General features: G+C 68.4%; 24 protein-coding genes. 10 read left to right on the forward strand and 14 right to left on the reverse strand.

Annotated elements, in window-relative coordinates; genetic code table 11:
• Together C516_RS19545 and C516_RS0113290 are read left to right on the forward strand one after the other, a co-directional pair.
• Positions 1 to 239, forward strand: a 239-nt coding sequence (locus C516_RS19545; protein WP_018717190.1) for an IS256 family transposase, incomplete at its 5' end; no start/stop codon positions are given.
• Positions 240 to 256: 17 nt separating this feature from the next.
• Positions 257 to 1615: a multidrug effflux MFS transporter gene (locus tag C516_RS0113290; protein WP_211210623.1), complete on the forward strand. Its 1359-nt coding sequence runs from the start codon at positions 257 to 259 to the stop codon at positions 1613 to 1615.
• 87 nt (positions 1616 to 1702) lie between these two features.
• Here the strand turns inward: C516_RS0113290 and C516_RS0113295 are convergent, their stop codons facing one another.
• The 12 genes from C516_RS0113295 to C516_RS0113350 all read right to left on the reverse strand — a co-directional run bounded on the left by C516_RS0113295 (position 1703) and on the right by C516_RS0113350 (position 15196).
• On the reverse strand, positions 1703 to 2878 hold the full coding sequence (locus tag C516_RS0113295) for a trans-sulfuration enzyme family protein (RefSeq protein ID WP_018718898.1): 1176 nt from the start codon (positions 2876 to 2878) through the stop codon (positions 1703 to 1705).
• Between the two features lie 84 nt (positions 2879 to 2962).
• Complete coding sequence (locus C516_RS19550) at positions 2963 to 4321, reverse strand: MFS transporter (protein ID WP_018718899.1); 1359 nt, start codon at positions 4319 to 4321, stop codon at positions 2963 to 2965.
• A gap of 149 nt (positions 4322 to 4470) precedes the next feature.
• Positions 4471 to 5985, reverse strand: coding sequence for an amidase (locus C516_RS0113305; protein ID WP_018718900.1), 1515 nt, complete (start codon positions 5983 to 5985; stop codon positions 4471 to 4473).
• Positions 5986 to 6016: 31 nt separating this feature from the next.
• The gene (locus C516_RS0113310; protein WP_018718901.1) at positions 6017 to 7033 is read right to left on the reverse strand and encodes an acetamidase/formamidase family protein; all 1017 of its coding nucleotides are present in this window, start codon (positions 7031 to 7033) and stop codon (positions 6017 to 6019) included.
• A gap of 15 nt (positions 7034 to 7048) precedes the next feature.
• A complete protein-coding gene (locus C516_RS0113315) occupies positions 7049 to 7753 on the reverse strand; it encodes an ABC transporter ATP-binding protein (protein WP_018718902.1) in 705 nt (234 codons plus the stop codon).
• 40 nt (positions 7754 to 7793) lie between these two features.
• Positions 7794 to 8534: an ATP-binding cassette domain-containing protein gene (locus C516_RS0113320; protein ID WP_018718903.1), complete on the reverse strand. Its 741-nt coding sequence runs from the start codon at positions 8532 to 8534 to the stop codon at positions 7794 to 7796.
• Positions 8535 to 8544: 10 nt separating this feature from the next.
• Positions 8545 to 9528 (reverse strand): ABC transporter permease subunit, encoded by a 984-nt coding sequence (locus C516_RS19555; RefSeq protein WP_018718904.1) that lies wholly within the window; start codon positions 9526 to 9528, stop codon positions 8545 to 8547.
• A gap of 32 nt (positions 9529 to 9560) precedes the next feature.
• Complete coding sequence (locus C516_RS0113330; RefSeq protein WP_018718905.1) at positions 9561 to 10430, reverse strand: ABC transporter permease subunit; 870 nt, start codon at positions 10428 to 10430, stop codon at positions 9561 to 9563.
• A gap of 67 nt (positions 10431 to 10497) precedes the next feature.
• Positions 10498 to 12069 (reverse strand): substrate-binding domain-containing protein, encoded by a 1572-nt coding sequence (locus C516_RS19560; RefSeq protein ID WP_018718906.1) that lies wholly within the window; start codon positions 12067 to 12069, stop codon positions 10498 to 10500.
• 321 nt (positions 12070 to 12390) lie between these two features.
• The gene (locus C516_RS0113340) at positions 12391 to 13026 is read right to left on the reverse strand and encodes an ANTAR domain-containing response regulator (RefSeq protein ID WP_084594210.1); all 636 of its coding nucleotides are present in this window, start codon (positions 13024 to 13026) and stop codon (positions 12391 to 12393) included.
• On the reverse strand, positions 13023 to 14204 hold the full coding sequence (locus tag C516_RS0113345; RefSeq protein ID WP_018718908.1) for a transporter substrate-binding domain-containing protein: 1182 nt from the start codon (positions 14202 to 14204) through the stop codon (positions 13023 to 13025). The genes C516_RS0113340 and C516_RS0113345 overlap by 4 nt, the downstream gene beginning before the upstream one ends.
• Before the next feature lie 239 nt (positions 14205 to 14443).
• Positions 14444 to 15196 (reverse strand): helix-turn-helix domain-containing protein, encoded by a 753-nt coding sequence (locus tag C516_RS0113350; protein ID WP_018718909.1) that lies wholly within the window; start codon positions 15194 to 15196, stop codon positions 14444 to 14446.
• A gap of 77 nt (positions 15197 to 15273) precedes the next feature.
• On the opposite strand from C516_RS0113350, the gene C516_RS19565 reads away from it, so the two are divergent.
• From C516_RS19565 to C516_RS0113390, 8 genes are all read left to right on the forward strand, one after another.
• Positions 15274 to 15675, forward strand: a complete 402-nt coding sequence (locus C516_RS19565) for a putative zinc-binding protein (RefSeq protein ID WP_018718910.1) — start codon at positions 15274 to 15276, stop codon at positions 15673 to 15675.
• Between the two features lie 145 nt (positions 15676 to 15820).
• Positions 15821 to 16630, forward strand: coding sequence for a CbbQ/NirQ/NorQ/GpvN family protein (locus tag C516_RS0113360; protein WP_018718911.1), 810 nt, complete (start codon positions 15821 to 15823; stop codon positions 16628 to 16630).
• A gap of 47 nt (positions 16631 to 16677) precedes the next feature.
• Entirely contained in the window at positions 16678 to 17124 is a 447-nt protein-coding gene (locus C516_RS0113365; RefSeq protein WP_018718912.1) for a c-type cytochrome, read from the forward strand.
• Between the two features lie 28 nt (positions 17125 to 17152).
• Positions 17153 to 18562 carry a cbb3-type cytochrome c oxidase subunit I gene (locus C516_RS0113370; RefSeq protein ID WP_084594219.1) on the forward strand — a complete coding sequence of 470 codons (1410 nt, stop codon included), beginning with the start codon at positions 17153 to 17155 and terminating at the stop codon, positions 18560 to 18562.
• 14 nt (positions 18563 to 18576) lie between these two features.
• Positions 18577 to 20412 carry a nitric oxide reductase activation protein NorD gene (locus C516_RS0113375; RefSeq protein WP_018718914.1) on the forward strand — a complete coding sequence of 612 codons (1836 nt, stop codon included), beginning with the start codon at positions 18577 to 18579 and terminating at the stop codon, positions 20410 to 20412.
• Positions 20409 to 20999, forward strand: a complete 591-nt coding sequence (locus C516_RS0113380) for a cytochrome c oxidase subunit 3 (RefSeq protein ID WP_018718915.1) — start codon at positions 20409 to 20411, stop codon at positions 20997 to 20999. The genes C516_RS0113375 and C516_RS0113380 overlap by 4 nt, the downstream gene beginning before the upstream one ends.
• Complete coding sequence (locus tag C516_RS0113385) at positions 20996 to 21247, forward strand: cytochrome C oxidase subunit IV family protein (protein WP_018718916.1); 252 nt, start codon at positions 20996 to 20998, stop codon at positions 21245 to 21247. Before C516_RS0113380 ends, C516_RS0113385 begins: the two co-directional genes overlap by 4 nt.
• Before the next feature lie 126 nt (positions 21248 to 21373).
• The gene (locus C516_RS0113390; protein WP_018718917.1) at positions 21374 to 21838 is read left to right on the forward strand and encodes an RrF2 family transcriptional regulator; all 465 of its coding nucleotides are present in this window, start codon (positions 21374 to 21376) and stop codon (positions 21836 to 21838) included.
• A 5-nt stretch (positions 21839 to 21843) separates the two neighbouring features.
• On the opposite strand, the gene C516_RS19570 is transcribed toward C516_RS0113390, so the two are convergent.
• Together C516_RS19570 and C516_RS0113400 are read right to left on the reverse strand one after the other, a co-directional pair.
• Positions 21844 to 22281, reverse strand: a complete 438-nt coding sequence (locus C516_RS19570; RefSeq protein WP_018718918.1) for a GtrA family protein — start codon at positions 22279 to 22281, stop codon at positions 21844 to 21846.
• A gap of 164 nt (positions 22282 to 22445) precedes the next feature.
• Entirely contained in the window at positions 22446 to 24326 is a 1881-nt protein-coding gene (locus C516_RS0113400) for a protein kinase domain-containing protein (RefSeq protein ID WP_018718919.1), read from the reverse strand.
• Between the last annotated feature and the right edge of the window lie 13 nt (positions 24327 to 24339).

Here is a 24339-nt window from a genome sequence, read left to right on the forward strand (position 1 = left end):
TGCCGCGCGCCCACCACAAGCATCTCAAGAGCACCAACATGCTCGAGCGGCTCAACGAGGAGATCCGGCGACGCACGCGCGTGGTGCGCATCTTCCCCAACGCCGCCAGTTGCCTGCGCCTGGTGCGCGCGCTCGCCGCCGAAACCCACGAGGGCTGGCTCGAGGACAACCGCTACCTGAACATGCAGCTACTCAAGGAGCACAAGAAGGACTTGCTCAGGCAAGCCAACGCCGCCTGAGACTCCCCAACCCGACCATGGCCGCTTTTGCACAACTTGACGCACAGAACCCCGGACAGGCTTTCCACCGTATTAATGAACGGAATTCATTACGGCATCCAATCAATCCCGTCTGGTCGAACAATATTACGGCCTTTATTGTTGTGAACATGCCGGATACGCCATCCAAGCCAACAACTGCCGCCCCCGCCGCACACAAGGGCTGGTACGTTCTGGCCATATTGAGCCTGTTGATGGGGTTCGCCTCGATTTCGACGGATCTGTATCTGCCGGCCATGCCGGCAATCGCGGATGCGCTCGGAGCGGGGGACGGAACGATCGAACTCACCGTCTCGGGCTATCTGGTCGGTTTCAGTCTCACGCAGCTGATCTGGGGTCCGGTGAGTGACCGCTTCGGGCGCCGTGTACCGGTGGCCATCGGCCTGATCCTGTTCGTCATAGGCTCGGCGGGCTGTGCCCTCTCGGACAGTGCGGCGATCATGATCGCCTGGCGGGTCGTGCAGGCCATAGGCGCTTGCGCGAGCGTTGCGCTCTCGCGCGCAATGGTCCGCGATCTGTATGACGGCAATCGGGCGGCGCAGATGATGTCGACCCTGATGACCATCATGGCAATCGCGCCCCTGCTCGGTCCACTCGTCGGCGCCCAGATTGCCGCCTTCGCCGGCTGGCGCGCGATCTTCTGGACACTGGTCGGCATCGGTGCGATCGCGCTGCTCCTGCTGCTGACACTGCCCGAGACACATGCCCCGAAACACCGCAGCCGCGAAACGTTCGCGCAGGCACTCCGTCGCTACGGCGAGCTCATTCGCCACCGGCACCTGCTCGGCTACGTCGGCGTGGGCGGGTGTTTCTACGGCGGCATGTTCGCCTATATTGCCGGGACGCCGTTCGCGTACATTGACTACTACGGCGTGCCGGACAGGCTCTACGGTTTTCTCTTCGGTGCCGGCGTGATCGGCATCATGACCACCAACCTCGTCAACGCGCGTCTGGTGCGGTATTTCGGCGTGAACCGGATGCTACTCGCGGGATCGCTGGCGGCCTTTGGCTGCGCGGCGGTCACCGGGGTGAACGCCACCACGGGCTGGGGCGGGCTCTGGGGGATCGCCGTACCGCTGTTCGCGTTCGTCTCGACCACCGGGTTCATCATCGCCAATGCCATGGCGGGCGCACTGGAGGACTTTCCCCGGCGCGCCGGCGCGGTCTCCGCCCTGGTGGGCGCGACCCAGTATGGCAGCGGCGTCGTCGGCTCCGCCCTGGTCGGGCTGCTCGCCGACGGCACGCCGCAGCCGCTCGGGCTGGTCGTCGCGATGGCGGCGACCGGCACGCTGGTCAGCTCAGGATACGTCGTCCTGATACACCGCCGAGCTCGCTAAGAGCAGCCCGCCCGAATGCGGACAGCGGTCGTGCAATCGCCTTTCGCCGCCGAACGCCCACGCCGCCCCCTACCCTTCCCGCAGCACCTATCCCGCGCGGGCCAGCGCCTGCTCCAGGTCGGCGATCAGGTCGTCCGCGTCCTCGAGGCCGACGGACAGCCGTACCATGGTCTCGCCGATGCCCCGCCGGGCACGCTCGCGTTCGTCCAGGTCGGCGTGACTGGTCATCACCGGCTGAGTCACCAGGCTCTCGACGCCGCCGAGGCTGGGAGCATTCAGGAAGAGCTCGAGGGCATCCACCATAGCCATCGCGCCGGCCGCGTCCCCTTCCAGGGTCAGCGAAAGCATGCCCCCGAAAGCGCGCATCTGCTGCCGGGCCAGGGCATGGTCCGGGTGGTCCGGCAGCCCCGGATAATGCACCTGGCGCACCGCCGGATGGTTCGCCATGGCCTCGGCGATGCGCTGGGCATTGGCGTTGTGGCGCTGCATCCGCACGTCCAGCGTGCGCAGGCTGCGCGCGAGCAGCGCAGCAGTCTCCGGCGACGGTGTCTGGCCGAGGGTCTTGCGCCAGCCAGCCACCGGCTCCAGTAGCGCCGCCGGCCCCATGACCGCGCCGGCGGTGAGGTCGCTGTGGCCACCGAGATACTTGGTCGCGCTGTGCACCACGAGATCCGCACCGAGCGCCAAGGGGTTCTGATTCACCGGCGAGGCGAAGGTGCTGTCCACCACCAGCAGCGCCCCCGCCCGGTGCGCGGCCTCGGCGACAGCGCCTATATCCAGCACGGCGAGGTCCGGATTGCCGGGCGTCTCGATGATGACGACGCCGAAACCGGCAGAGAGGACCCCGTCGAGCGCCTCCATCTCGTCGGGGAAGGCCAGGTGCCCCCGCCACCCGAGCGCCGGGAGACGCTCCGAGACCAGCTCCAGCGTGCCCCCGTAGGCGTTGCCGACCACGGCCACCCCGCCCTGCCCGTGCGCCATGCATACAGCGGAGATCGCGGCCATGCCGGCCCCGAACACCAGCGCCGCCTCACCGCCCTCCAGTGCGGCGAGCTGGCGTTCCACGGCAAAGATCGTCGGATTGCTGCCGTAGCGCGTATACAGAGGACGGCGGTCCGGTGCGGCGGCAGCCTCGCGTAGCGCCTGCGTGTCCGTAAAGCCGAAGGTGGTGGTGTTGTAGACCGGCACGTACGGCGCCCCGTAAGGGTCGGCAACCTGCCCCGCATGGATACAGCGCGTGGGGAAACGCTCATCGCTCGCCATGGGTCCTCCGTCAAGGCGTATGTGGAATTCGCAGAGGATGACCGATCCCGCGGCGTCATGCGAGGCGGCGCCCCGTCAGTCACGTCACGCCGGTGGCGGATCGCCCGGCGTCTCCTTTTCTTCCGGTCCCCGTTCACCGTTGAATCCGGCGCCGTCACGCACCGCCGGCGGTTCACCCTCCGTTTCCCCGAGCGTCGCAACGTCCCCGGGTGCGCCGCTCCCCGCAGCACGCGGATCCAGCGCCAGGACCGCCTGCGTGGTCCGCGGCACGGCGACGAATGCCCCCTTCTCCGCCTGTGACGCGGCGCGCCCGGCCGAAATCGCGATCAGCACGAGGACGACGAGCGTGGCGTGCACGCCGGCGGTGAAGAGAAACACCCCGGCGGGACCGGCCATGTCCATCACCAGCGACGCCACCGGCGGACCGATCACCGCCCCCAGGCTGAACACGAGCAGGAGCAGGCTACTGACCTCGATAAAGGCCTGATTGGGCGCATAGTCGTTGGCGTGGGCGACGCACAGGGAATACACCGGCAACGCGCTCGCCCCGAATGCGAAGGCCGCGATCTGCAGCACGTGGGCGTCCCTGCCGAACGAGCCGGCGAGCACGACCCCGCTGATGCTGGCGAAGAGGCAGGTGAACACGATCACCTTGCGCCGGTCCACGCGGTCCGACCACCATCCCAGCGGCCACTGGGTAAACACGCTGCCGAGAATCGCCACCGCCATGAACAGCCCCACCCCCATGGCGTCCAGCCCACCGGCCTCGGCAAACAGCGGGGCAAGGGTCCAGAACGTGCCGTTGGCGACGCCGACACCGAGGCAGCCGAGCACACCGACCGGCGAGACAGCCAACAGTCGCCCGAGGACCGGTGGCGCTCCGGCCTGCGCCCCCGGCGCCTGCATGGTGGTGAAGGCCACCGGGAGAATGGCCAGGGAGACGGCAATGGCCGCCAGCACCAGCGGCACCGAGTCGACCGGCCCCGCCCAGCCGAAGGCGAGCTTGCCGGCGATGAGCGCCGCCCAGCTCACGAGCATGTAGGCCGCGAGCACGCGGCCCCGTGTTGCCGTCGGGGCGAGGTCGTTGAGCCAGCTCTCGGTGGCGATGTAGAGCCCGGCGAAACCGAAGCCCACCACCATGCGCAGCCCGAACCACAACGCGTCGGTCATCAACAGCGTGTGTGCAAGCAGTCCGGCGGCCACTAGGGAGCTGAACCCCGCGAACGCCCGGATGTGCCCGACCCGGTGTATGAGCGCCGGCACCGCGAGGCAGCCGAGGATGAAACCACCGTAGTAGCCGGACCCCAGCAGCCCTATGGCCAGGTTGCTGAAGCCCATCGTCCGGGCCTCCAGGGGCACGACGACGCCCTGCAGCCCCGACCCCGTCTCCAGCAGCGCAACCGCAATCAGCAGCTGGGCAATGGAGATCAGCGTCCGTGCCATGGGTCCGCCCCCAATCTGACATTGCCGGGATCGCCTCTCGTTATACGCGATTTCCCCAACAGCAGGTCCACCGCCGTCCGGACCCATCAACCGCACGGAGGCGGCGGCTTGCCGGTCCCCGCCTCCGTGCACGCACCGGATGGGAACCGCTAGCGCCCTGCCTGCTCGTGGGCGCGGGCGACCTGCAGGACGGTCTCCTCGCGGAAGTGCCCGCCGACGATCATCATCCCGATCGGCAATCCCCCCTTGCTGCCACAGGGCACGCTCATTGCCGGGTGACCGGAGATGTCGAACGCGGCGGTATTGTGGAGATTGCCCAGGGCGCCGTCGAAGGTCTCCGCCAGGCTGTTCCCCTGGGGGCGGCGGCGCGCGACCATGGGCGTCGTCGGCATGACCATCACGTCCACCTGCGCCAGTGCCGCGTCGTACTGCTCGCGCAGCCGCCGCGCCGTGTTCTGCGCCTTGGCGTAGTAGTGGTGGTTGTGCGCCTCGGACATGTACGAGCCGACCAGGATGGTGACCTTGGTCGTCGGCGAGAAGTCCCGGCCGCGGGCCTTGCGCGCGCGCCCGTAGAAGTCCATGAGGCCGGTCGAGTAGTGGCCTTTCCAGTTCAAGCCGTAGCCGTCACCCGCCACCATCTGCGCGGTCGCGCCCTCGAAGGCGATGGCGTTCCAGAGCGTCACCCCGAGCCGATGCAGCGGCGCCGACACCTCGGTGACGCTGGCCCCGGCGGATTCCAGCTCGGCGACCGCCGCACGCACCGCCTCGTCCACCTCCGGCTCGGAGGCCCCCGGGATCGAGAAGCCCTCGCGCAGCAGCCCGATACGCAGCCCCTTGACGTCCCGGCCGAGGGCCCCGAGGTAGTCCCCGGGCTGAAGCCCGGCCGGCTGACGGGGATCCATGCCGTCCGGCCCGGCGATGGCCTGCAGGGTCCGGGCGCATTCCTCGACGGTGCGTGCCATCGGCCCGGTGTGGTCGAGGGTCAGCTCGATCGGGAAGATACCGGTATACGGGACCAGTCCGTGGGTGGGCTTGAGGCCGCAGCAGCCGCTCCAGGACGCCGGCAGCCGGATGGAGCCACCCTGGTCGCCGCCGGTGGCGATGTCCACCTCGCCATTGGCCACGACCACCCCGCTGCCGTTCGACGACGCCCCCGGCAGGTAGTCCGCTCCGTGCGGGTTGATCGGCTGCGGCTCCGGATAGCCGGTCACCCCGCCGCCGTCGACACAGAATCCCGGGACGTTGGTCTTGCCGACGATCGTCGCGCCGGCGTCGAGCAGCCGCGTCACCACGGTCGCGTCCTCGTCGGGGACGTAGCCCTCCATCAGCGCGGAGCCGTTGAGCATCGGCATGCCGGCGACGGCGGTGTTGTCCTTGATGGCGACGGTCTTGCCCGCGAGCAGCCCCTCCGCCGCGCCCTCGATACGGCACTTCCAGGCCCAGCCGTTGACGGGATTGTCCTCCCCCACCGGCCGGTATCCGACCTCCTGGCGCGGGTAGCGGACCGGCAGCTTGACGTCGGCCAGTTCGTCCATCTCCGCGTAGCCGTCGACGGCCTCGCAGGCAAAGCCCCAGTACTCCTTCAGTTCGTCGCCGGAGAGCCCGAGATTGAACCGCTCCGAAATGGCCTGGATCTCCTCCAGGGTGGGACGTGAAATCGCCATTGCGCGTCTCCTGTCGTGCAAAAGTGGGGAATCAGTGTGTCTCGACGATCTTCTTCAGGGCCCCGGCACCGACCGTGTACTTCGGGTCGACGAAGTTGCCCAGGCGGACCCGCCCGCACTGACTGAGCATCATGTAGGCGTCCCACTGGTCGTAACCGTAGTCGGCGGCCATCCAGCGGACGAGTTCGCGATAGGCGATCCGGGTGGCGTCCTCCAGCGGCCGGGCGCTGCCGATCGCCATGATCATTTCCTCGTTCTCCAGGCGCGGCCAGGTGATGTGCCAGGACTTGATGAGGTCCACCCGGATCGTGGTGGTGCTCGGGTATTCCACCGCCGTGCCACAGACCTCGCCGTCCCCCTGGGAGGCGTGGGCGTCGCCGATGAACAGCCGCGCCCCCGGCACCCGCACCGGCAGGTAGGTGATGCTGCCCGGCGCCATGTCCGGGAGGTCCATGTTGCCGCCGTGCTGGTCCGGGGTGAGGGCGTTGATGGAGTCAATCTCGGGGGAGACGCTCAGGGTGCCGATGTGCGGGCGATAGCGCAGGACGTTGCGCTCGCTCCAGTAGATGTACTCGTCGTCGAGCCGCATCCGGCGAACGCGCTCCGGCAGCGGGTCGTTGAGTATCGCGGTGTGCTCGGTCCCCGTCAGCGCGCCGAACTCCGGGATCATGCAGCACGTCCCCGTGGGTTCCTCGCCGCGGGTCCTCATCTCCTCGATGTAGACCGCGAGCACGTCGCCCCACTCCGCACCTCGGACGCTGATGGGGCCGTTCTGCGGATTGAGGAACGGCATCCGCAGCAGCTCCGAGGGCGAGTCGCTCTCACTCTGGATCTTGCCGTCGAAGGCGTCGCGGGTGTCGACGACGACCCGGTCTCCCGGGTCGATCTCCATGACCGGCTCCGAGTACGGGCCGATGGTGTAGTGATAGTCGCCCTGCACCGCCTCGGTGAGGCGGTAGGTCTGCCCCACCCGGCCACCCGCGACGCCCTGGCGGGCCATGATCGAGCCGTCGAGCCAGCGTTCCGACGGACCATTGCTATCGGACATGACGTTCTCCGTAATCTAGAGGGAAAGCACATGACGGAGGCGCTCCCCGTCATGCATATCCGCTTCGGACAGGGCCTGGGTGATACGGCCCTTCTCCATGACGTAGCCGACACGGGCCGCTGCCTGCATCAGCTCCACGTTCTGCTCGACCAGGAGCACGGTGATCCCGGTCTGGTTCAGTTCGTTGATCAGGGCACCGATGTCCTTGACGATGTTGGGCTGGACACCCTCGCTGGGCTCGTCGAGCAGCAGGATGTCCGGGTCGCCGACCAGCGCACGGGCGATGACGAGCATCTCCTGCTCGCCGCCGCTGAGCGTGCCCGCACGCTGGCGGCGGCGCTCCCTTAGCCTGGGAAAGCGCTGGTACATGTCCTCGAGACGGCGCCAGTTGCGACCCCGCTCCAGCGCGCCGATGCGCAGGTTGTCCTCCACGCTCATGTGCGGGAACACCATCCGGCCCTGGGGCACGTAGCCGAAACCGCGCACCGCCCGCTCCTCGGCATCGAGGCCGGTGACGTCGGCGCCGTTATGGGTAATGGAGCCGGCGCTCGACGGCGTCAGTCCCATGACGGTGCGCATCAGCGTCGTCTTGCCAACGCCGTTACGCCCCAGGACGCCGACGACGTCCCCGCGCCTCACCTCAAGGCTCGCCCCCTGCAGGATGTCCCCGCTGCCGTAACCGGCGGTCAGGCCGGCGATGCTGAGTACGGTCTCGTTCATCAGGCTTCCTCAAAACATTCGGATCCCGCTGCGGGCCCGTTCATCCGAGATAGATCTCGCGTACGTCGCTGCGTCCGGCGAGGTCGTCCATCGCGCCCTCGGCGAAGATCTCGCCCTGGTGCAGCACGGTCACCCGGTCGGCGACCTGGCGGACGAACGCCATGTCGTGCTCGACCACGACCACGGTCATGCCCCGCTCGCGCAGCGCCAGCAGCGCCCGGCCGCTCGCCTCCGTCTCCTCCACGCCCATCCCGGCGGTGGGCTCGTCGAGCAGCAGCAGCCCGACGTTCTCCGAGATTGCACAGCAGATCTCCAGCCACTGCTGCTCCGCGTGAGAGAGCTCGGAGACGAGGCGGCGGCCGTCCGCGAGGTGGGCGATACCGAACAGCGCCATCGCCTCCGCCCGGGTCACCCCGGCGCCCCGGCCGGCGTGACCGTTCAGCCGCCGCGCGACGATATCCGCGACGCGCACGTTGCGGTCGACGCCGAGCTGCTTGTAGGCACGGTTGCTCTGGAGCTTCACGCCCACACCCAGGCGTATCCGCCGGAATGGCGGCTGGGCGGTGACGTCGCGCCCGAACAGGAAGACGTCGCCCCGGTCCGGCTGCTCGATACCCGCGATGAGCTTGAACAGCGTGGACTTGCCGGCCCCGTTCGGGCCGATGAGACAGCGCAGCTCGCCGGCCTCGACGACGAACGAGACGTTCCTGGCGGGCATCACCCCGCCGAAGCTCTTGTGCAGGCCGTCGGCCATGACGACCTGCTCGGTATGCGTGCTCATGTGACTCCCCCTATCCCCGGCGCCCGACGAGGCCCGAGAGACGCTGCGCCCAGCCCATCGTCGGCACGACCATCGCCACCACAAGCAGCGCCCCGAGAATGACGAAGGCGTACTGGTTGCCGCTGGAGGAGAGCCGGAAGCTCAGGACGTTGAGCGCGACGGTCGCGACGGTGACGCCGAGCAAACTGGTGCGCGCGCCCACCGCGACCCAGACCACCGGCAGCGTCGCCTGCAGCAGCCCCATGGAATCCGGGGTGATGTAGTTGCCCCACTGCACGTAGAGCACGCCGCTCAGCCCGGCGAGCAGCGCCGCCACGCTGAAGCACAGCAGCTGCATCAGCCGCACGTCGTGGCCGAACAGCTCCGTGCGCAACGGGTCCTCGCGCAGCGCGATGAGGACGTCACCGAAGCGCGAGCGCACGCACAGCACCACCGCCAGCCAGGCGATCACGACCGCGATCAGGACATAGTAGAACAGCGCCCGGCCGAAGAGATCGCTGCCGAACACGTTCATCGGCGGGATGTTGGTCATGCCGTTGTAGCCGCCGAGCAGGACCTCGCCGACCTTCCATTCGTACCCGGCGGTCTGGCCCATGAACGTCGCCAGGATGAGTGTCATGACTAGCGTCACGATGGGCACGATCCACGCCTCGACGCGGCCGTAGAAGATGAAGTAGCCGAACGCCACGGCGAGAACGAGCGCCGCCGCGAGGCCGCCGGCGATCCCCGCCACGGCCGCGAGGCCGGGGCTGGAGAGGAGGTTGCCGGCAACGATCCCGTAGGTGTATCCGGCAAGGCCGAAGAAGGCGACCTGGCCGAAGCTCAGCACCCCGGAGATGCCCCAGAGCATGGCGAGTCCCAGCGCCATCGGCACGTTCAGGATGTAATAGGCGGTGCTCGACGCCGCGTAGTCGTTGATCACCGAGCCGTAGACGGCCACGCCGATCCACAGCAGGGCGACCAGGTAGTCTTCGATCTGCAAGCGTTTGAACATGAAACGGTCCCGTACTGTTGGCATCGGTGGCGCTAGCTCAGCCACCGGCGCTGGATCCACTCGGACAGCCCCTTGGGCAGCAGCCGGATGAGCACCAGCGAGGCCAGGAGCATGGCCACGATGCCGATGAAGGTGCCGAACCAGATCGTGAACGGTGTCTCCGCCAGCGACAGGAAGCCGGTGCTGCCGAGGGCACCGGCGATGACGTTGGCCGACCCGCCGGTCACGACCGTGATGAACGCCGGCGCGACATACTGCTGGCCCATGTATGGCGCGATGGTCGTCGTCGGTGCCATGAGTGCACCGGCCAGCCCCGCGAGACCGCTGCCGAGCGCGAAGGTGAGCATGTACACGCGGCCCGTCTTCACCCCCAGCGCCTGCGCCATCTCGCGCTCCTGCATGGTCGCGCGGGCGCGCAGCCCGAACGCCGTGCGGTAGTAGAGGAACCACAGACCGGCGACCAGCAGCAGGGCCAGCACGATCAGCGCGATCCAGTACCAGGAGAACGAGAACGTCCCGACGGTCCCCGAGCCGAACGGGATCGGAATGGACGCGAGGAATGGCCCGAAGGCCAGCAGTGCCCCCTGGGCCAGGATCAGGCTGACGCCCCAGGTCACCACCAGCGCCTGGAGCTCGCGCCCGTAGAAGCGGCGTATCAGCACCCGCTCCAGGGCGACGCCGACCAGGGCCACCGCGAAAAAGCTCACCACGACGCAGGCGGCAAACGGCACGCCCGAGTGGTAGAGAGAGGACGCCACGTAGGCGCCGATCATCATCAGTTCGCCGTGGGCGAGATTGATGATGTTCATCATCCCCAGGATCACGATCAGCCCGATGGCACTGAGCAGCAGAAACGCCGCGTTCGTGCCGAACTGATAAAGAACGCTCAGAACACCGTCCACGATCTTCCCCCGAAATATGCGCGTGCAACGGAGCCGGGACCCGGCCGGCGGCCGGGCCCGGCAGGCGTCACTTGGCCGCCATCTTCTGCAGCATCGGGAAGAACTTGTCCTCCTGCGGCGTGTACTGCTTGTGTTCCGGCCGGCCGACCAGATTCACACCCAGGCGCTGCAGCCACCACGCCTCCACCGTCGGCCAGTCGCGCACGAAGCTGATGTCGTGGTTCTCGTCCGCGCGGGCCATGCGGATGTAGTGCGAGGCGTGGTGGGTCCCCGGTTCGAGGAACACCGGCCCCTCCGGGGCCTCGATCGTCCAGCCGCTCTCCAGCACCCGCCGTACCGCGTCTTGGTCGGTGGTGCCCGCCAGCCGCGCGGCCTTGGCATAGAGGTGGATGCTGAAGTAGGTGTTCTGGGCCATCTGCCCGAGGTAGGGGTCCTCCGGGAACATCTCGAAGAAGCGTTTGACGAACGCCCTGTTACGCGCCGTCGGGATCTCCGGCATGTAGTTGATGGCGTTGTGCATCCGCGCGAGCGACGGCTTGTTGAAGCGCAGGTGCTCGTAGCCCTGGGCCATGTTGATCGTCGACGCCATGGGGAACTCCAGGCCGGCGGCCGCCGCCTGGGGGTAGTAGTTGGACTGGTTCTGGCCGACGAGGAGCGTCATCACCCAGTCGGGCTTCGCGGCCTGCACCTTCGAGATCACCTGGCTGAACTGGCTCACGCTCAGCGGTACGAACTCCTCGCCGACGATCTCCCCGCCCACCAGCGGCGTGTAGGCCCGCACCCACGCGGCCGTGAGCTGGCCGAAGTTGTAGTCCGCCGCGATGGTGAAGCCACGGGGGCCGTAGTTCTCGACCATGTACTGGACCACCGGGATGACCTGCTGCTCGCAGACCGCGCCGGTGCAGAAGGTGAACTCGTCGGCGACGCCGCCTTCGTACTGGTTGGTGTAGAAGTAGAGCTGCTTGTTGCGGTCGATGATCGGCCGTATCGCCTCGCGCTCCGCACTTGAGAACCCGGCAACCAGGACGTCGACCTTGTCCTGCTGGATGAGCTTGCGCGCGAGCTGCTGCCACAGCCGGTTGTTCGACTGCCCGTCCGGCGCGGTCAGCTCGACCTCCTTGCCGAGCAGGCCCTTCTCGCCGGAGGGCACGAGGATCTCGTCGTCCTCGCCGTAGAGGATGCCCGACGTCGCGTCTCCGCCGCCCTGCTCCGCGACCTTCACCTCGCCGCTTGCGGTGTCGAGACGGACCTTCGGCGGCTCCCCCGCCTGGCTGCCCGTCGAGGCGAAGCCGCCCACGCCCACCGGCCCGCCCGCCAGGGTCAGGCCCTGGTTGATCTCGGCCACCGCGAGCTGTGCGGCGTGGTACTTCTGCAGGCCATACACCGCGAGGTTGCCGGACAGGTCCTCGATGAAGCCGATGTTCACCGTCTTGGACTCCGGGGCGGCAATCGCCGGCACGCCCTTCATGAGCAGCCCACCGCCGATCATCGATCCGGCGACGGCGACACTCGCCCCCTTGAGAAAGTCGCGGCGGCTGACACCGAGCTCCGGCCCGTCCCCGTTGCCGCGATCCGAATCACTCGCAGAATGATTCACGCCATTCACCGGGGCATCCCCCTTTTTACGATCGTCACTCATTCCTCGTCCCTCCCGTTGCACAGAAAAGAAATCGGTGACCGCCAGAACATTTAGCACGGTTCGTGCCAATAAAACATCACCTAAAAATCAACAAGTTATAATGTATTTTTCAAATTTTACGGGCACAGGAATCCGTCCGAAAAAGTGCATTCTTTTCTGCACCATTCCGGTTCCTTTTCGCCCGATTAATGCACTTCTATGGAACGATGGATCCGTAAAGCGAGGCCCGGAATCCGTGCCGGCGACCGCGGCCGCAACGGCCACAGCGATTCCGGCCCGGTATCGCCATCCCCCGCGGCAACGTTCCGGCTCCCGACACCGTCACACCCTCAGCCTCCGCGCCTCGACGTCGGAGCCGAGCGCCTGGACCGAGAGCTCACCGCTGACGATCATCGCCGCGAGATCCTCGACGGTGGTACGCCGCTCCATGCTGCCGATCTTTAGGACATGGAATGCCTCGTCCTCACCGATACCGAAGACGTCGATAATCCGGATCGCGGCGCTGCAGACCAGTTGGCGGGCCTTCAGCCGGTGGCGGAGCTCCGAAATGGTGCGGGTGCTCGTCGTCCGCTCCTCGAAGACGTGGCAGGCGATGACCAGGCTCGCGAGAATGCCGGTGCCTCGAATCGGCTTGACCAGATAGCCGCAGGCGCCCTGCTCGATCACCCATTCCACCGCACTGGGCACGTCCGAACCGATCAACGCCAGGACCGGGCGGTCCTGCGGGATATCGACTCCCCCGCCTAGGGCGGGTGAATGACGGCCCACGTCAACGTCGATGAAAACCAGATCGCACGGCTCCTGCGCCACCGGCTCGGACATCGCGTCGACGACGACCGGGACGATCCCCAGGCGCTGGAGCTGCTGCGTGAGTACGTCGCGGTCGCGACCGGCACCGCACAGCATCAGTGCCCGCCAGCCGAGGAAGTTACGTCGTGGTCTCGTGTTTCTGCTCATCGGATCACCCGTAGCCTGGGACGGTTCGTCAGCTCTCTCCGCCTCCCGTTCCAGCTCGCCCAGACACCCGTCCCGTCGACCCAGACCAGATACGGGTCGGGGCGTACCGGTTCGGCTGATTCCCGGACGATGTCGAAGGTGCCGTCGGAGCGGGACACCCCGAGCCTCGGCACCAGGAAACTGTGATTGTTCTCGCTGTCCACGGACACCTGGCCCTGCGGCGCCGCGAAGGCGACGCCGTAGAGCGAGCGCTTCACGGCCTCTATCTCCGAGGGGGTCGTCCCGGTCAGGGCTCGCGCCAGCAGGTGCACGGTGTTGTAGGAGGCCTCCGCGTCCGCACACGGCACCGCGCGCTCGCCGAACCGGCGGCGGTAGGCGTCACGGAAGGCCTGGTTGACGCGTGTCTCGACGGTCGAGAAATACACGCTGGAAGAGAGGTGACCGCCGCAGGCGCTGGCGCCGATCTCCGCGAGCTCCGGCTCGCAGAGCGTGCAGCTGCCGATCACTGTGTCATGCAGGGCCTCGTGGCTCCGGCGTGCCTCGGCAAACGCCCGGTAGAAGGCGTAGCTCGACTCGCCGATGAGCATGTTGAGCACAAAGCTGGGGCGGCGATCCAGGATCTCGTCGATGATCCGGTCCACATCGCAGTCGTGGACCTGAAGGTAGCGCTCGCCGAGGATGCGCCCGCCGCTGACCTGCGTGAGCTCGCGGACGATGCGGTGATTCTCCCACGCCCAGACATAGTTCGAGCCGACGCAGTAGATATCCCGGCCGACATGCCTGAGGACGTAGTCCATCAGGGGCAGGACATGGTGATTCGGCGCCGCGCCGGTGTAGATCACGTTGTCGTTGGTCTCGAACCCCTCGTAGTGGGACGGATACCAGAGCAGCGCGTCGTGCTTCTCGAAGCTCGGGATGATCTCCTTGCGGCTCGATGAGGTGTAGCAGCCGACAACGTGCTTGATCCCCTCCTCGCGCAGCAGCCGCTGCGCGCATGAGAGATACGCGGCAGGCACCCCTTCGGGGTCCTGAACGTGGGGTTCCAGGCGGAAGTCGAAGCGATCGTCGGCGTTGACCTCCTCCAGGGCCAGCATGGCGCCGTCACGCATCGCCCGGCTGACCGTCCCGTAGGGGCCTTGCGTCGAGAACAGGATCCCGATTGGAACCACCGATTTCATGAGTGCCACCTCCCTGGGGCAAAAAAAAAAGCCCCCATCACGCCGAGCGACGGCGCAGATGGGAGCTTTTTCGCTCCGTGGCCGGGTTGGCCCGACCGACGTCTGTATTGGATCGGCTCTCCGGCAGCCACCGGAAAACGCGATTGCCTTGTAGTTATGGTAGGTGGATCCCCTCCTGTCAAGGCTGTCCATGATCATCACGTGTGGACAGCGTGGAACGGGGACCGTACCGCCCCGCCTCAGGCCGGCATTTCCACCCCGTCCGCGATGTAGGCGAGCGAGAGGGCGTTGCGCAGGGTGATGCGCCGGCCGTCCACGCCGATGATGCCCTCGCGCCCGAGCTGCGAGACGGTGCGGCTGACGGTCTCCAGGGTGATGTTCAGATAAGCCGCGATCTCCCGCCGCCCCATCGCCAGGCGCAGGCGCATGCCGTCGAAGCCGCGGCGGCAGCGGCGCTCGGCCATGTCCAGGAGGAACCCGGCAACGCGCTGCCGCGCCGAGCCCCGGCAGGCGCCGAGCAGGCGCTCCCTTGCCGTGCTGAGCTCCTCACGCAGCAGTCGGTTGACCGCCTGCCGGACGCGCGGATCCGCCGCCATAGCCTCTTCCACGGTCTCCCACGGGAGCTCGCAGACGCGGCTGCGCTCGAGCGTCACCAGCCGCTCGTCCGGGGCCATGCGTTCACCGGCATCGAGCCCGATCGGCTCGCCCGGCAGGGTGAAGCCGGCGATGACCTCCTCGCCGGTCGCCGTGTAGCGCGAGCGCTTGACCGCCCCGGAGCGCAACACCCCGAGGCAACGTCCCGGCCGCCAGCGAAGCGCCTGACGCGCCGGCAGGGTCACGCGTTGGTGCACCATCGGGGTGTCCGGCTCGCCGACGGGATTGCGCAACCCCTCCGGGAAGCACACGCGGTAGAGGTCACAGTCGGTGCAGCCCTGCAGCACCGGTATTGTGTCCCCGCGGTCAAGGGCCTGTGACGGCGCGTCGGTCGACATGGCTTACCCTCCTGATCGATCATTAACCTGCATTAAATATACATGTATTTTCCCGAGTGCAATAACAGGAGCCCGTCATGACCGAGTCCCGACCGCTAGTCTACGCCTGCTCCGGCTGCTCCAATGTCGCCCAGCTCGCAAACCGTGTCGCCGTGGCCATGGACCGCGACGGCCGCGCGGAGATGTCCTGCATTGCCGGTGTCGGCGGCGGTGTGCTCTCACTGGTGCGCCGGGCCCGCAGCGGCCGGCCCGTCATCGCCATCGACGGCTGCCCTCTGGCCTGTGTCCGCCACTGCCTCGAGGGCGTCGGCGTCACCGCCGACTACCACACGACGCTGACGGATCACGACCTGCGCAAGCGCTACCGCGAGGACTACGGCGAGGAGACGGTTGCCGAGGTACGCCAGCGCGTCGAGGCCGAGGCCACCGGCGCGGGCCTGTTCGCGCCAGCAACGGATGCCTCCGCGGTTCGCGGCTGACCCCGCGCAAGGCCGGCCGGGACACCGCCCGTAACCGGGGCGCCCCGGCCGGGCCGAACGAAGCATCGTGGTCAACATGCATTCCAGGTGTTTCTTTTAAGATGTATCTATAGTACTTTTTAATCGGAACATAGGGGATTCAACCATGCACATCGTCAGCGACACCGCCGAAACCGCCCCCGCCGGCAGCTTCTACCACGCCCTGGGTGACGAGGTCGCACTGTTCGGGCACGCCGCCGCCGAGCGCCTGCCGGTACTCATCAAGGGCCCCACGGGGTGCGGCAAGACACGGTTCGTTCAGCACATGGCGGAGCGTCTGGAGCGCCCGCTCTACACCGTCGCCTGCCACGACGACCTGACCGCCGGCGACCTCGTCGGCCGCCACCTGCTCGGCAGCGAGGGTACCTACTGGCAGGACGGTCCGCTGACCCGCGCGGTGCGCGAGGGCGGGATCTGCTACCTCGACGAGATCATCGAGGCGCGCAAGGACACCACCGTGGTGCTCCATCCCCTCGCCGATGACCGCCGGGTGCTGCCGCTGGACGCCACCGGCGAGCTGATCGAGGCCCACCCGGACTTCCTGCTGGTGGTCTCGTACAACCCCGGTTACCGCAACCTGATGAAGGGCCTGAAGCCGAGCACGCGGCAGCGCTTCGTGGCCCTGTCCTTCGGCTACCCCGACGCCGCCGCGGAGCGGCAGATCGTCGCCCGGGAAGCGGGGATCGACACGGCACGGGCGGAGCAGCTCGTGCGCCTGGCCACGGACCTGCGACGCCTCGACGGTCACGACCTCGAGGAGGCCGCCTCCACCCGGCTGCTGGTCCACGCGGCCCGGCTGATCGCCCGGGGCGTGGCACCGCTCGCGGCCTGCCGCGCCTGCCTGGCGGAGCCGCTGAGCGACGAGCCCGCCGCCCTGGAGGCGCTGATGGATGTCGTCGGCGCCCACCTCGGCTGACCCCGCGGACCGGAACACCGCTTTCTCAACCTTCAGGGGGACATTCGATGTCGGAACGTTTTACCAAGGGCATGGCCCGAAACATCTACTACGGGGGGAGCCTGTTCTTCATCCTCCTGTTCCTGGGACTCACCTTCGATACGGTGACGGCGCTGCCCGACCGCGAGAATCGCGCGGGGCTGACCGATACCGTTGCCGAGGGCAAGGAGGTGTGGGAGCAGAACGACTGCATCGGCTGCCATACCCTGCTCGGCGAAGGTGCCTACTTCGCCCCCGAGCTCGGCAACGTCTTCGAGCGCCGTGGCAACGGCAACGAGGCCGCGTTCAAGGCGTACCTCAACGCCTGGATCAACGCCCAGCCCACCCAGGCCCCGGGCCGTCGGCAGATGCCGCAGTTCAATCTCTCCGACCACGAGATCAACGCCCTCGCGGAGTTCCTGATCTGGACCTCGCGCATCCGCAACAACGACTGGCCGCCGAACGTCGAGGGCTGAACGGTCAATGAACCAGGGGGACACGAGCATGAAATACCAGAGCCAGTCGGTGGCGATGCCCTACTTCGTCTTCGCCATCGTCCTTTTCTTCGGCCAGATCGCCTTCGGGCTGATCATGGGCCTGCAGTACATCATCGGGGACTTCCTCTTCCCGCTGATCCCCTTCAACGTCGCGCGCATGGTGCACACCAACCTGCTCATCGTGTGGCTGCTGTTCGGCTTCATGGGCGCGACCTACTATCTCGTGCCCGAAGAGGCCCAGCGCGAGCTCCAGAGCCCGTGGCTGGCACGAGTGCTGTTCTGGGTGTTCGCCATCGCGGGCACGCTGACCATCATCGGCTACCTCGCCGTGCCTTACGCGCGGCTGGCCGAGCTCACCGGCAATGAGTACTTCCCGACCATGGGCCGCGAGTTCCTGGAGCAGCCCACCATCACCAAGGCCGGCATCGTGCTGGTCGCCCTCGGCTTCCTCTACAACGTCGGCATGACCGTGCTGCGCGGGCGCAAGACCGTGATCAACATGGTCCTGATGACGGGCCTCGTGGGGCTGGCGGTGATGTTCCTGTTCGCCTTCTACAACCCCTCGTCGCTGACCATGGACAAGTACTTCTGGTGGTGGGTCGTGCACCTCTGGGTCGAGGGCGTGTGGGAGCTGATCATGGGCAGCATCCTCGCCTTCGTGCTGATCAAGACCACCGGCGTGGACCGCGAGGTCATCGAGAAGTGGCTGTACGTGATCATCGCCATGGCCCTGATCACCGGCATCCTCGGCACCGGTCACCACTACTTCTTCATCGGCGCGCCGTCGTACTGGCTGTGGATCGGCTCGGTGTTCTCGGCGTTCGAGCCGCTGCCCTTCTTCATGATGCTGCTCTTCGCCTTCAGCATGGTCCGGCGCCGGCGGCGCAACCACACCAACCGCGCGGCCACGACCTGGGCGCTCGGCACCTCGGTGGTGGCCTTCCTCGGCGCCGGCGTGTGGGGCTTCCTCCACACCCTGGCACCGGTGAACTACTACACCCACGGCAGCCAGCTCACCGCCGCCCACGGCCACCTCGCCTTCTTCGGGGCCTACGCGATGATCAATCTAGCGATCATCTCCTACGCCGTACCCGCGCTGCGCGGCCGGCCCGAGGGCAACAGCGCCCGGGCCCAGTCGCTGGAGATCGCGAGCTGCTGGCTGATGAGCCTGTCGATGCTCGCCATCACGGTGTTCCTCACCGCCGCCGGCGCGATGCAGATCTGGCTGCAGCGCTGGCCGGAGAGCGGCCAGGCCCTGTCGTTCATGGCCACCCAGGAGAAGCTCGAGCTCTTCTACTGGCTGCGATTCGGCGCGGGCGTGCTCTTCGCCGTAGGCCTGGTGCTCTACGCGGCGAGCTTCTTCGTCGGCGAGCGCGCGGGTGACACCGCGCACGACGCCGCGGCGGCCACGACCTAGGGGAGGCCCGTGCCATGGAAGAGGTCGTCGGTCTCGGCTGGCACCGGGTGATCACCCGCCTCGCGCGGCGGGACCACCCCGAGGCGGCGGTGGCGCTCGCCGACGAGCAGGCCCGGCTCGGGCTCGTGCTCCGTGCCCTCGGCGGCGACGCCGGCCTGCGCGTCACCGCCGCCACGCCGCGGGCGGTCCGGGCCCGCCGACGCTGGCTGGAGCGCGTGGCCGGCACCGGCCACCGCCATCCGCTGGCATGGCGTGACGGCGAGCGGGTCTGCGTGCCCGAGCGCATCGCCTGCTTTCCGGACGCCGGGCGCAACCGCGACCTCTACCTCTGGCTGATAGCACTCGCCAGCCGCTCCGATCCCCACGGCGGGGACTGGTTCACCGGCAACCAGGCCGCGGTCCGGCGAACCCTTGCGGCCTTCCCCGGCCTGACACCGGTGTACCGGCGGCTGGTGGCGGCGACGCTCGCCGCGCGCCGCGATCCGGACCGGCTCGGCCGTGCGGAAGGGCGCCGCGAGGCCGCGATCCGCGCCGCACTGGAGGACCCCGGCAGCCGGACGGCGCTGCCGGCGGCGCGGGGCCAGCCGGAACCGGTCCCGGTCTGGCTCTACCCGGCTCCGGAAACCGGCACGGCCCCGACGCCGGCGGAACGCGATGACGACGCCACGGAGACCACCGCCGGCACGCCGCCGCGGGGCCGGGGGCGCAAGGCCGCGGAGTACGTCGAGGACACGGACGGCCGCAGCGGGCTGATCGTCTTCCGGCTCGAGAGCCTGTTCTCGTGGTCGGAGTACGTCCCCGTGGACCGGACCGTGGACGACAGCGAGGACGAGGACGCCCCGCGGGTCGCCGAGGACCTGGACCGGCTCAGCCTCAGCCGCACCGGCACGGCGCCGGCCTCACGCCTGCGTCTGGATCTCGACCTTCCCGCTGCCGGCGACGACGACACGCCCCTCGGCGACGGCCGGCTGCTGCCGGAATGGGACTGGCGCCGGGGCGAGCTGCGCCCCCGGCACTGCCGGGTCGTGCCCCTGCTGCCGCGGGACGCCGCACCGATGGCCATTCCCACCCACCTTGCTGCCCCGGCCGCGCGGCTGCGGCGCCGCTTCGAGGCCCTGCGCCCCGAGCGTTACTGGCAGCGCCGCCAGGCCAGCGGCCGGGCCCTGGACCTGCCCGCGTGCATCGAGCACCGCACCGCCCGCCGCCGCGGCCGGGCCGACACGGCGCCACGCCTGTGGGCGGATCCGCGGGAGCAGCAGCGCGACCTGGCCTGCCTCGTGCTCGCGGACCTGTCGCTGTCCACCGAGGCCTGGGTGGACGACGACCACCAGGTGATCGAGGTGGTGCGCGACAGCCTGCACCTGCTCGGCGAGGCCCTGGACGCCGGCGGCGACCGCTTCGCCATGTACGGCTTCTCCTCGCGCCGGCGTTCCCACGTGCGCTTCAGCCTGCTCAAGAACTTCGCCGAGCCCTGGGGTGAGACCGCCCACGGCCGCATCCACGCGCTGCGCCCGGGCTACTACACCCGCATGGGCGCGGCGGTGCGCCAGGCCACCGAGATCCTCGCCGAGCAGCCGGCCTCCCAGCGCCTGCTGCTGCTGCTCACCGACGGCAAGCCCAACGACCTGGACGTCTACGAGGGGCGCTACGGGCTGGAGGACACGCGCCACGCCCTGCTGGAGGCGCGCCGCGCCGGCGTCACACCCTTCTGCGTGACCATCGACCAGGAGGCGGCGGACTACCTGCCTTACCTCTTCGGCCAGCGCCACCACGCCCTGCTCCACCGGGCCCAGGCCCTGCCGGAGCTGCTGCCGCGGCTCTACCTGCTGCTCACGGAGGCGACGGCATGAGCGATGCAGCCGCTGACACCGCGCGCCCCGGCGCCTATGCCGTGCCGGGCGATCTGGCGATGTGGTGGTTCATCCTCGCCGAGCTCGCCGTGTTCGGCGCCCTGCTCGCCAGCCTGATCGTCGCCGGCGCGCTGGCTCCGGAGGTGTTCGCGGCCGGGCGTGCCGGACTGCACCCCGTCGCCGGCCTGGCCAACACCGTGATGCTGCTGACGGGCAGCTACCTCGTCGCCCGCGGCATCGACGCCGCCGCCGCGGAGGGCCCGCGCCGCTGCGCGCCGTGGTTCCTGGCCGCGACGCTGGCCGGCGCCGGCTACGTGGCCGTCAAGCTCGGTGAATACGCCGACCTCGCCGCCGCGGGATACAATCTGCGCACGAGCACCTTTCATTTCTTTTACTTCTTCACCACGGTGTTCCACCTTATGCACGTGGTGCTGGGCATGATCGTGCTGGCGGCAGTGGCCCGGCGGTGCCGGCGGGGCGATTACGACGACGAGGGGCTCAGGGCCCCGGAGAGCGCGGCGAGCTACTGGCACATGGTGGATCTGGTATGGCTCGCGCTCTTCCCGCTGCTCTACGTGCTGCCATGAGCCGGGCCGAGACACTGTCGCAGCACTGGATCATGCTGCTCGCGCTGACCGTCGCCGCGGCACTGGCAGCCACGGTGGTGCCTGCCCCCTGGCTTACGCCGGCGGTGGCGGCGCTGACCGTGATCAAGGGGCGCACGGTGATCGACTCGTTCATGGGGCTGCGTGGCGCCTCGCCGCTGCTGCGCCACTCGGTCAGCGCCTGGCTCGCGGGGGTGGTCGCTCTGGGCGTGGTCATACGGCTGACATGATGAATCACAAATAACTACCTCTTTAGAGGTATCTCATCGATGGTATGACTGTCCGTCGGACGGTACACTCAACACGATGCACACCGCGTCACCTCCGGGTAACGCGTCAGCGGAGGCTCCCAGCCCATGCGATTGACCCTCTACACCGACTACTGCCTGCGCGTGCTCATGTACCTCGGTGTCAAGGAAGACCGGTTCGCGACGATCAGCGAGATCGCCGAGCGCTACGACATCTCCCGTAACCACGTGATGAAGGTGGTCTACGGACTCAGCCAGTCGGACTACATCCGAACCGTTCGCGGCAAGAACGGCGGCATGTACCTCCAGCGCGCCCCGGAGAGCATCAACCTGGGGGCACTGATCCGCGACACGGAGCAGGATCTCGCCCTGGTGGAATGCTTCGCGCCGGACAACCGTTGCGTCATCACGCCGAGCTGTCGGCTGACCCACATCCTGGGCGACGCCCTCAAGGCCTTCTTCGCGGAACTGGACAAGCATACCCTCGCGGACCTGCTCACCACCCGGGACGACATGCGCGAGCTGCTCGGCATCCGCGGCATCCCCGTGGTCCAGGCGGCGAAGAGCGGCTGACGGGGTCACCGCCGCGGCCGGAACACCAGCCGGCTGGAGAGCACGAAGTTCACGCTCATGCCGCCGGCGCCGCCGACTAGCACCGCGCACAGCGGCAGCAGTGCCGTACCGGCGGGCACTGCGGCCGCCACGCCCCGGCCCGCATGGAGCACGAGCGCGAACAGCGCGAGGTTGAGGGCACCGCCGGTCGCGTGGGCGCTGTAGAAGCTCAGCAGCTGTGGCAGCACCCGCCGCCTGCGCCGGTGCCCCGCGAAGGTGAACCGGCGGTTGAGGAAATACCCCACGGTCATCGCCAAGGCCAGTGAGCCGAGGCGCGCGGCACGCAGGCCCACCGGACACAACGCGTGAATGGTGTACAGGCCGGCGGCATCCACGCCGGCCATCACGCCCCCGACCAGGGCAAAGCGGGCGAACGTCGCGCCACCCGCCGTCGACCGCGTCACGCCACCGTCCCGCCTTGGCCTCATGCTGGGATACCCGCGTCGCCTGATCTGCCGACACCATACCGTGCCCCCGGGGGCGCCACCGTGACAGCCGGGTTTCACGTGTGCGCCACGCCCGCCGGCAGCAGTGCCGGCGACGCCGCCGGAGAAAACCGTGGCGGCGCTCAGGCCGCGTCGCTGTCGGCGCTTTCGCCCAGAAGGAACAGCGGCGAGGTCAGGTCGCGCGGATCGGCGGCCCGGCGCGGATTCGCCGGGTAGAAGCAATCGCCGAGCCCGGGGCGACGGCGGAAGTGACGGGTGCGCTTGTAGGGCAGCTTCATGAACCCGGCGATCCCGACGCCGCGGATCTGGTCCACCGCCTCGGCGATACGCTCCAGCAGCGCGGCGAACTCCGCCTCACGCTCGGGCGCCAGGAGCGTGTAGTAGCTGTGGATCTTCAGGTGCGTGGGCTTGCTCTCGAAGATCACGCAGCCCGTGTGGGGGATGTCGTTGAGCTCGACGATGGCATCGATGATCGGCTGCGGCAGGGCCAGGTACTCGTCCGGATCACGCCCGTCCTCGAAATAGGAATGCGGATGCAGCCGGGCATCCGCGCTCTCCGGCGGCACCACCTCGTAGGGAATGCGCAGGTCCGGCGGCACCTCGAAGGGCTCGCCCTCGCCGGCACGCTCGAGGTGCAGGGTGTGGCGGGCATCGAACATCACGCACTTGAACACGCCCTCGCGCTCCAGCGAGCGCGCCAGGGTTACCACCACGTTCACCGCCGCGGCGAAGGCACTCACCCGGTCCGGGTCGCGCAGTTCCAGGTAACTGTCGATCTCCAGGCCCTCGGGCTTCCAGCGGATGCCCAGCCCGCCCACCACCGGGTAGCGCGAGAGGCGGCTGACCGCGGCCATGAGCGCCTTCTCCCGGTCCCCCATGCCGTGCATGAAGTTCTTGTAGTAGCGCTCGAGCTGGGCGTCGTCCGCGCCGGCCAGGGTGGCCTCCGCCACCTCCTCGCGCAGGAACGACTTGCGCGAGCTGTAGACCACGCTCTCCATGTCCTGCGCCGGCGCGACCTTGATCGGCAACAGGGTCATGGCCGGCCTGGCCGGGCGCGGCACGGCGACGATGCGCCCGAGGTGCGCCATCTCGCCGAGGAAGTAGTCGCCGGCACGGCGACGCTCGTCGGGGTCCCGGCTGAGCAGGCCGTCGAGCACCCGGGCGAAGGGCCGCGGCAGCCCCAGCGCGCGGGCGGGAATCACGTCACTGCCGAACCTACAGGACTGCGCCGAGGCCAGTGCGTACAGGGTACTCGCCACGCCCTGCTCGTCGAAGCGCGGGGAGGACAGGCCGCCGCCCAGCTGCTCCTCGCCGATGAAGTAGACGTCGCCAAGGCGGGCATTGGTCTCGCCACCGCCGGTCATCGCGTCCAGCGAGCAGAACGGCGTGGGCTGATCCTCGTGGTCCACCTGGGCGAACACCGACGAGCCCCAGTCGATCAGCGAGACGCGGCCGTCGTCGGGGTCGTAGACCAGATTCGAGGGTTTGATGTCCCCGTGGACGATGGGCCCGCGGGGATGATGACGCAGGTAGGCTAGCATGTCCGCGAGCTGGCGGGCGATGTGCAGCAGCTCGTCCACGGGCAGCGGCCCCACCTGGATGGAGCGCTGATCCAGGTCCTCGCCGGGGGCACGCTCCATGACCAGGATGCGCTGGCCGTGGATGCGCTCGAAGGCGAGGAAGGCCGGGACGTTGGGGTGACGCACCTGCGAGAGCATGTACGCCTCCTCCTCGAGCCGGTCCTGGATGTGCTGGGCCAGGGTGATACGCGAGAACTTGAACACCTGGCTCGCGCCCTCGCTGCGCCGGCCGGCGAACACAAAGCTGTACGCGCCCTTGCCCAGGAGGCAGACCTGGCGGTAGCCGAGCCCGCGGAGCTGCTCCTCGCACAGCCGCACCCAGGCCTTGAGGCGGTGGGCCTCGTCCTTGCTGAGCAGATAGACCGACTGCTCTTCGGGGATGTAGAAGTGGCGGATCGACTCCGCCGTCGCCGCACGGGACATCGCCCCGCCCCCG

Origin of the sequence: Arhodomonas aquaeolei DSM 8974 (assembly GCF_000374645.1) — a bacterium.
Taxonomy (GTDB): Bacteria; Pseudomonadota; Gammaproteobacteria; order Nitrococcales; family Nitrococcaceae; genus Arhodomonas; species Arhodomonas aquaeolei.